Annotated in this window: 7 protein-coding genes; 5 read left to right on the top strand and 2 right to left on the bottom strand. The window is 68.0% G+C overall.

Annotated features, from left to right (window positions below):
• Positions 1-139: 139 nt before the first annotated feature.
• Complete coding sequence (gene glnA / locus U9J66_RS24470) at positions 140-1,564, bottom strand: type I glutamate--ammonia ligase (RefSeq protein WP_014908758.1); 1,425 nt, start codon at positions 1,562-1,564, stop codon at positions 140-142.
• Between the two features lie 318 nt (positions 1,565-1,882).
• Here glnA and U9J66_RS24465 point away from each other — a divergent pair, with 318 nt between their 5' ends.
• From U9J66_RS24465 to U9J66_RS24445, 5 genes are all read left to right on the top strand, one after another.
• Positions 1,883-2,383, top strand: a complete 501-nt coding sequence (locus tag U9J66_RS24465) for an RDD family protein (protein ID WP_026125093.1) — start codon at positions 1,883-1,885, stop codon at positions 2,381-2,383.
• 160 nt (positions 2,384-2,543) lie between these two features.
• A complete protein-coding gene (locus tag U9J66_RS24460; RefSeq protein WP_326338881.1) occupies positions 2,544-3,971 on the top strand; it encodes an LCP family protein in 1,428 nt (475 codons plus the stop codon).
• Between the two features lie 277 nt (positions 3,972-4,248).
• A complete protein-coding gene (locus tag U9J66_RS24455) occupies positions 4,249-5,673 on the top strand; it encodes an LCP family protein (RefSeq protein WP_042283742.1) in 1,425 nt (474 codons plus the stop codon).
• Between the two features lie 139 nt (positions 5,674-5,812).
• Positions 5,813-6,457: a DUF2975 domain-containing protein gene (locus U9J66_RS24450; RefSeq protein WP_326338878.1), complete on the top strand. Its 645-nt coding sequence runs from the start codon at positions 5,813-5,815 to the stop codon at positions 6,455-6,457.
• Positions 6,457-6,696 (top strand): helix-turn-helix domain-containing protein, encoded by a 240-nt coding sequence (locus U9J66_RS24445; protein WP_326338877.1) that lies wholly within the window; start codon positions 6,457-6,459, stop codon positions 6,694-6,696. The genes U9J66_RS24450 and U9J66_RS24445 overlap by 1 nt, the downstream gene beginning before the upstream one ends.
• A 74-nt stretch (positions 6,697-6,770) precedes the next feature.
• On the opposite strand, the gene U9J66_RS24440 is transcribed toward U9J66_RS24445, so the two are convergent.
• Positions 6,771-7,490: a DUF4191 domain-containing protein gene (locus U9J66_RS24440; RefSeq protein WP_014909057.1), complete on the bottom strand. Its 720-nt coding sequence runs from the start codon at positions 7,488-7,490 to the stop codon at positions 6,771-6,773.
• Between the last annotated feature and the right edge of the window lie 25 nt (positions 7,491-7,515).

Here is a 7,515-nt window from a genome sequence, read left to right as displayed (position 1 = left end):
CCCCACCTCCCCCCCCCGGGGTCTTTTAGGGCCTACCCCCTCGCCCCCCCCCCACCGCCCAACTTCTTGTCACCTCCATCTCGTGCCGCGCCCCCTCTGGATTCGTGGGCCCGCGTCCGGCGTCGTACGTCATATGTCCTTAGACGTCGTAGTAGAGCTCGAACTCACGCGGGTGCGGGCGCAGGCGCAGCGACTCGATCTCCTCGGTGCGCTTGTAGTCGATGTAGGTGTCGATCAGGTCCTTGGTGAAGACCCCGCCCTCCAGGAGGAACTCGTAGTCGTTCTCCAGGGCCTCCAGGGCCGCGTCCAGGGACGCGGGGACCGTCTCGATGGCCTCGGCCTCGGCCGGGGGCAGCTCGTAGAGGTCCTTGTCGACCGGCTCCGGCGGCTCGATCTTGTTGCGGATACCGTCCAGACCGGCCATCAGCATGGCGGAGAAGGCCAGGTACGGGTTGGCCGAGGGGTCCGGAACGCGGTACTCGATCCGCTTCGCCTTGGGGTTGGACCCGGTGAGCGGCAGACGGATGCAGGCCGAACGGTTGCGCTGGCTGTAGACCAGGTTGATCGGGGCCTCGTAACCCGGCACCAGACGGTGGTAGGAGTTCACCGTCGGGTTGGTGAAGGCCAGCAGCGCCGGGGCGTGCTTGAGCAGACCGCCGATGTAGTGGCGGGCCATGTCGGAGAGCTGACCGTAGCCGGACTCGTCGAAGAAGAGCGGCTCGCCGTCCTTCCACAGGCTCTGGTGGCAGTGCATGCCGGAGCCGTTGTCGCCGAAGAGCGGCTTGGGCATGAACGTCGCGGTCTTGCCGGCCTCGTTGGCGACGTTCTTCACGATGTACTTGTAGAGCTGGATCTGGTCGGCCGAGCTCAGGAGGGTGCCGAACTTGATGCCGATCTCGGCCTGCCCGGCGGTGCCGACCTCGTGGTGCTGGAGCTCGACCTCGATGCCGGCGTCGATCAGGGCGCGGACCATGTCCGAGCGCAGGTCGCTGTAGTGGTCGACCGGCTCGACCGGGAAGTAGCCGCCCTTGTAGCGCGGACGGTAGCCGCGGTTGCCGCCCTCGATGGAGGAGCCGGTGTTCCAGGCGCCCTCGATGGAGTCGATCTCGTAGTAGCCGGTGTTCGAACGCGTCTCGAACTTGACGTCGTCGAAGATGTAGAACTCGGCCTCGGGACCGAAGAACGCCGTGTCGGCCACACCGGAGCCGCGCAGGTAGGCCTCGGCCTTGCGCGCGATGTTGCGCGGGTCGCGGCTGTAGGACTCCAGGGTGAGCGGGTCGTGGACGAAGAACGTCATGTTCAACGTCTTGTGCTTGCGGAACGGGTCGAGGACGCCGGTGCTCAGGTCGGGGAGCAGCAGCATGTCGGACTCGTGGATGGCCTGGAAGCCGCGGATCGAGGAGCCGTCGAACATCTGGCCCTCGGTGAACGTGGACTCGTCGACGTTCTCCACCGGAAGGGTGACGTGGTTCACACCCCCGAACAGGTCCGAGAAACGGACGTCGAGGAACTTGACGTCCTCGTCGCGGATGTAAGCGAGCACCTCATCGACGCTGCTGAACAAAACGGAACCTCCGTGCAGGTGGCTGAGACGGCGGCCCTCCGGCCCCTCAGGGGTCGGGCCGCACCGTCTCCCGGCTTCTCTTCGAAGCTATGAGCGCGTGATTTCCACGCCATGTCTCGATTGTTTCCTGCATGTTACGGAGCCGGCCGTCCGCGGGCGATGTGTCCTTCCACCTGCTGGTTCCGCGTGTTCCACGGGTGAAACGGGATGTTCCCGGGGTCTGCCGGTGACCATCGCCACCCCGGTGCGAGACCGGTATCGCACCGGCCCCCTCGACCCGCGTACGCGCGCCCACGACGTGCCTATACCGTGAATGACATGAGTGACAAGAGCCGGTCGGCCGCCACCCCCGACGACGACTTCCGCTACCGGGGCAACCGGCTCGGCCTGCCCGAGAACGGTCCCGGTTCGGTCCCCGGGGTCATGCGACGTCTGGTCGGCCTGGCGCTGGACTGGGGCCTGGCCGTCCTGCTGGTGTGGGGCGCCGTCTCCCTCGGGTTGATCGGACAGGACCTGGCCGCGGCCGCCGCCTCCGGCGGTGAGGAGGAGGCCCTGGCCCTGACCAACTTCACCACCCTGTCCACTCTGGTGGTGTTCGCGGCGATGAACATCGTCCTGCTGACCCTTTTCGGTACAACGATCGGGCGGCGGATCGTCGGCGTCGGCATCACGGCCACGGGGGAGCGCACCTGGCCCTGGTTCCTGTCCATGACCGCGCGTACCCTGCTCCTCTGCCTGGTCATCCCGGCCGTGGTGTACGATCGCGACACTCGCGGCCTGCACGACCGGGCCGCCGGGACGATCACCACTCGTTACTGATCGAATACGGCACGCCTCTCCCGGCGTCGGATCCTCCACCGAAGCGTTCAGTACCTCTTCCGTACGGCTGTTAGCATCCGTTCACAGCTTTCCCGGGGCCGCGACCTGTGGGCCGCCTTGACCCCGCCCCCTCTAGGTCTCTTCGCATCCGAAGGTTCGCATGGCTGGAAAACGATCCGCCCCCCGCGCCTCCGGCGCCCTGGGCGCCGCACGGTTGTCCACCGGGCACTGGGTCGCCTGTATCGCGACCGCGCTCACCATCATCGCCGGGCTCGGCGGGTACGGCTGGTACCAGGGCCTGATCGGCAACATCACGACCACTCGGGTCGACACCGACGAGTGGGATCGGCCCACCAGCGTCGAGGGGGTCATGAACCTCCTGGTGATCGGTTCCGACGTCCGTTCCGGCGAGAACGCCGACTACGGCGTGGCCGAGGGCGAACGCCCCGACACGATGCTCATCGTCAGCGTCAACGTGGACAACGGGGCCGCCACCCTGGTCAACCTGCCCCGCGACCTCATGGTCGACATGCCGGCCTGTGAGCCGAGCGAGGGCTACGAGGGCATGTCCCCGCACCAGGGCATGATCAACTCCGCGATGACCGTCGGCGGTGTGGGGTGCCAGTGGAAGGTGGTCGAGCAGGTCACCGGTGTCCACCTGGACCACTTCATCATGATGGACTTCGTCGGGTTCAAGGACATGGTGGACGCCATCGGCGGCGTGGAGATGTGCATCCCCGAACCGGTCGACGACCCCAAGGCGCACCTGACGCTGGAGGCCGGTCTCCAGAAGCTCGACGGCGAGGACTCCCTGGGCTTCGTGCGCTCCCGCTACGCCCAGGGCGACGGCAGCGACCTGTCCCGGATCGACCGTCAGCAGGAGTTCATGGGCGCCATGCTGCGCGAGGTCCTCAGCAGCGAGGTCATGACCAACCCGGTGACGATCACCAACTTCCTGGGAGCCGTGACCGACTCCATCACCACCGACGACGAGCTCACCGTCGAGACCATGACCGACATCGCCATCTCGATGCGCGAGGTCGACCTGGGCAAGGTCCAGTTCGTCACCGTCCCCAACGGGGCGCACCCCGACGACGAGAACCGCATCATGATGAGCCAGCCCCAGGCCTCGGAGCTGTTCGAGGCGATCAACGCCGGGGTCGACCTGTCCGGGGGCGACGACGCGGGATCCTCGGACGAGGAGACGGACGAGAGTCCGGTGGCCCCCGAGGAGGTCTCCGTCGAGATCCTCAACAACACCGGGATCGACGGGCTGGCCCTGGAGATCCAGGCGGTCCTGGCCCAGGAGGGTTACGTGGTCACGGGTACGGGGAACCCCGAGCTCCGGGTCCCCGACGCCACCACCGTCTACTACGGCCCCGACGACAAGGCCGCCGCCGAGCTGCTGGCCGGCACCCTCGAGAACGCCCAGATCGAGGAGGCCGAGGGGCTGGAGCAGACCCTCGAGCTGGTGGCCAGCGCCGACTGGAACGGTTTCGTCGGGGATTCCTCGGCCGAGACCGACCTGTCCATCACCGACGACCTGGGCGGGGTCACCGCCGAGGAGGCGCCCGAGAGCGCCTGCTAAGGGTTCGCGGATCGAGGTGGCGACGTCGGTGTCCTTCGGGGGGCGCCGACGTCGTCTCACGTCCATGACCTGCGATTTCGCCCTCTGTTGGAGTGGGGGTGGGGTGGGCCGTGCCGATGGCCGGGATCTGACACGGTGAGACCGTTCCGGTACCATCCGGTGGGTTACGTCCGATTACCCGACCGGGGAACGAGCTCCGGGGCGGGTCCCCCTCAGGTCGGACACTCCCTCTCGTGCCCCGGAACGGATCGCAGGTGCCCTGTTGGCCCCAAGAAACGTGTCTACGGCCGCCGTCGCCGCCAAGATGACCCTCGGCAAGTGGGCGGCCTGCGCGATGACCGGCGTGGTCATCGCGGGAAGTCTGGTGGGCTACGGCTTCTACCAGGACGTCCTCGGTATCCAGACCGCCCATGTGGACCCCGATGGTTGGGGCGATCGCCCCGCCCAGGTCGACGGTGTGAACAACATCCTCCTGTTGGGCACCGACGAGAGGGCGGGGGAGGACGCCGCCTACAACGACCTCAACGGCATCCGCCCGGACGTGCTGGTCGTCGTCAGCATCGACGTCGACCAGGGCGGGGTGACCATGGTCAACCTGCCGCGCGACACGATGGTCGACATCCCCCCGTGCGACCCCGGAGAGGAGGGCGAGGGCTGGGCCGGCGGTGTCGACCAGATCAACCACGCCATGACCTACGGCGGGATGGACTGCCAGGGCAATACCGTGGAGACCGTCACCGGGATCCACCTCGACCACCTGGTCCTGGTGGACTTCGCGGGCTTCGAGCAGATCGTCGACTCCGTCGGCGGTATCGAGATGTGCGTCCCCGAGGCGATCGACGACCCCAAGGCGCATCTGACCCTGGACGCGGGGACCCAGCGGCTCAACGGTGAGCAGGCGCTGGGCCTGGCCCGGTCCCGGGACAGTACGGAGACCGGGAGCGACCTGGGGCGGATCGAGAACCAGCAGCGCATGATGGGCGCCATCCTGCGCGAGGTCACCTCGGGCGACATCCTCACCAGTCCGGGCAACCTCGCCGGGTTCCTGGACTCGGTCACCGACAGCCTCGTGACCGACGACCAGTTCAACAACGCCAAGATGGCCGAGCTGGCCGCGGCGATGCGCGAGGTCGACCTGGGCCGGATGAACATGGTCACCGCCCCCGTCATGGACTACCAGCCCAACCCGGACAAGGTCGAGCTCATGGAGCCCGACGCCTCCGAGCTCTTCTCGGCGGTGGCCGCCGGTGAGCTCACCGAGGACCCGGAGGAGGGCTCCGACGACTCCGACTCCTCGGAGGAGGAGAGCGAGGTCGAGCCCTCCGACGTCTCCCTGACGTTGCTCAACAACACCGGCATCGACGGGCTGGGGGCGCAGGTCGAACCGCTGCTGGCGGCCGAGGGCTTCGGTGTAGTCGGTACCGGCAACCCCGAGCTGCGCGCCCCCGAGGCCACGACCGTCTACCACGGCGCGGGGCTGGACGGGGAGGCCGAACTCCTGGCCTCGGCCCTGACCGGTGGCGCGGAGGTCGTCGAGGAGCCCACTCTGGGCGATGACCTGGAGCTGGTGATGGGCGCCGACTGGTCCGGGGTGTCCGGTGTCGGCGGTGGCGGCGGCGAAGGGTCCGGGGGGTCCGGCGGCGACGTCCTGGACGGTCTGGAGACCAACAGCGCGGCGGCGGACAAGGTGAGCTGCGACTGAGAACGACGGCGGTCGCGGGGGCGGAGATTCCGAACGGGGGTCCCGCCCCCGCGGCGTTCCCGGACCACCCGGGGCCCCGTCCCGAGCCCAGAAATTATCGTTTATCGTTAATATCGATGATCGATAAGAAAGTGGTGCCATGAGTCGCCGACACGTACTGCTCTGGTCACGGACGGACTCCGTGATCCTCACCTTCGTCCTCGCCGTCTTCCTGGCGCTCCAGGCTCTGCACGGGCTCTTCCTGGTGGTCTGGGGGCTCGGTTTCGTCCGTGCCGACAGCAGGGCCGGACTCGACCTGCTCACCAGGCCCCTGCCCTCCGAGGCCTCGACCTCCGTGACGGGGGTCGTCCCCCACGGGAACGTCACCATCGAGGGGGTCGAGCGGATGGTGCTCGTCTTCCAAGACCCCTCGGTGGGCGAACGCCTGCTCCTCGTGGCCCCCGCGCTGCTCACGACCCTGGCCATCGGCCTGGTCGCCTACCTGCTGTTGCGCATGCTCCCGTCCCTGCGCGAGGGGGACCCGTTCTCACCCGCCAACGTGCGCCGCGCCTACACCGTCGCCCTCACGGTGATCACCGGCTCCCTCCTGGTTCCGGCCTGCGCCGGGGTCACCGGTGCGGTGCTGGAGAGCCGGGCCCTGGGAACGGACCCCTCCCTCACGTTCACCTTCGGTCTGGAGGGCGGGACGGTGCCCCTGGTCCTGGTCGGTCTGATCCTGGCGGCGCTCGCCGAGATCTTCCGACGGGGCGCGCGGCTGCGTCACGACGTCGAAGGCCTCGTCTGATGCCGCCGGAGGAGACCACCGGGATCAGGATCCACCTGGACCGGATCCTGGCCGAGCGCGGGATGACCCTCACCGAGTTGGCCGAACGGGTCGGTGTCACCATCGTCAACCTGTCGGTGCTCAAGAACCAGCGGGCCAGGGCGATCCGCTTCTCCACCCTGGCGGCCCTCTGCCGGGAGCTGGACTGCTCTCCCGGAGACCTCATCGACTACGAGTCGGAACCCGGGACCGGCGCATGAGAACGGGGCCGTCGCACCGATCGGTGCGACGGCCCCGAAGGTCGCCGTGAGAGCTCATGCGAGCACGGTCGTGATCAGGCGGTGCCGCCGCTCTGGCCGCGCATGCCCTTGGGCAGCTTGGCGCCCTTGGGCATGGGGCCCTTGGGCATCTGCATCGCGGCGGGCAGCGCCTTGAGCCGGTAGTTCAGCTCTGCGGTGCCGGCCTTGTCCAGGTTCCTGGGCAGCTTCACCAGGGTCCGCTGGAGCTTGGACACCGGGACCTGGTCCTCGCCGTTGCCGACCTTGAAGTCGTAGATGGGCGTGTCGTGGGCGACGCGCGCCACACGCTTCTTCTCGCCCGCGATCAGGCCGCGCAGACGGCCGGGGTCGCCCTCACCGACGAGGATGACGCCGGGACGGCCCACGACGCGGTGGACCACGTCCATCTGCTTGTTGGCGGCGACACCGGGCTCGACCACCCAGTTGCCGCGCATGTTCTCCAGGATCGCCATACCGGCGCCCAGACGGCCGTCCAGCATCTTGTACTGCACGCGCTGGGCCGAGCGGGTGAACATGATGAAGCCGACCAGGAAGGCGACGGGCAGACCGGTCAGCGGCCAGATGATCCAGGAACCGGTCCAGATGCCGATACCGATGAAGATCGCGAGGATCACGACCGCGACGGTGATCGCGAGCGGGATCGTACGCGGACTCTGCTGATGGACGACCTTGGCGACCATGCCGATCTGCTTCAACCGGCCCGGCTGCTTCGCGTCACCCTTACCGGCGGACGTGGTGTCGGACTTCTTCGCCATCGTGCTTTCAGGCAGCGCACACCGA

Origin of the sequence: Nocardiopsis sp. LDBS1602, from assembly GCF_035818715.1 — a bacterium.
Lineage (GTDB): Bacteria > Actinomycetota > Actinomycetes > Streptosporangiales > Streptosporangiaceae > Nocardiopsis > Nocardiopsis alba.
This window is presented reverse-complemented; position numbering and strand designations above follow the sequence as displayed.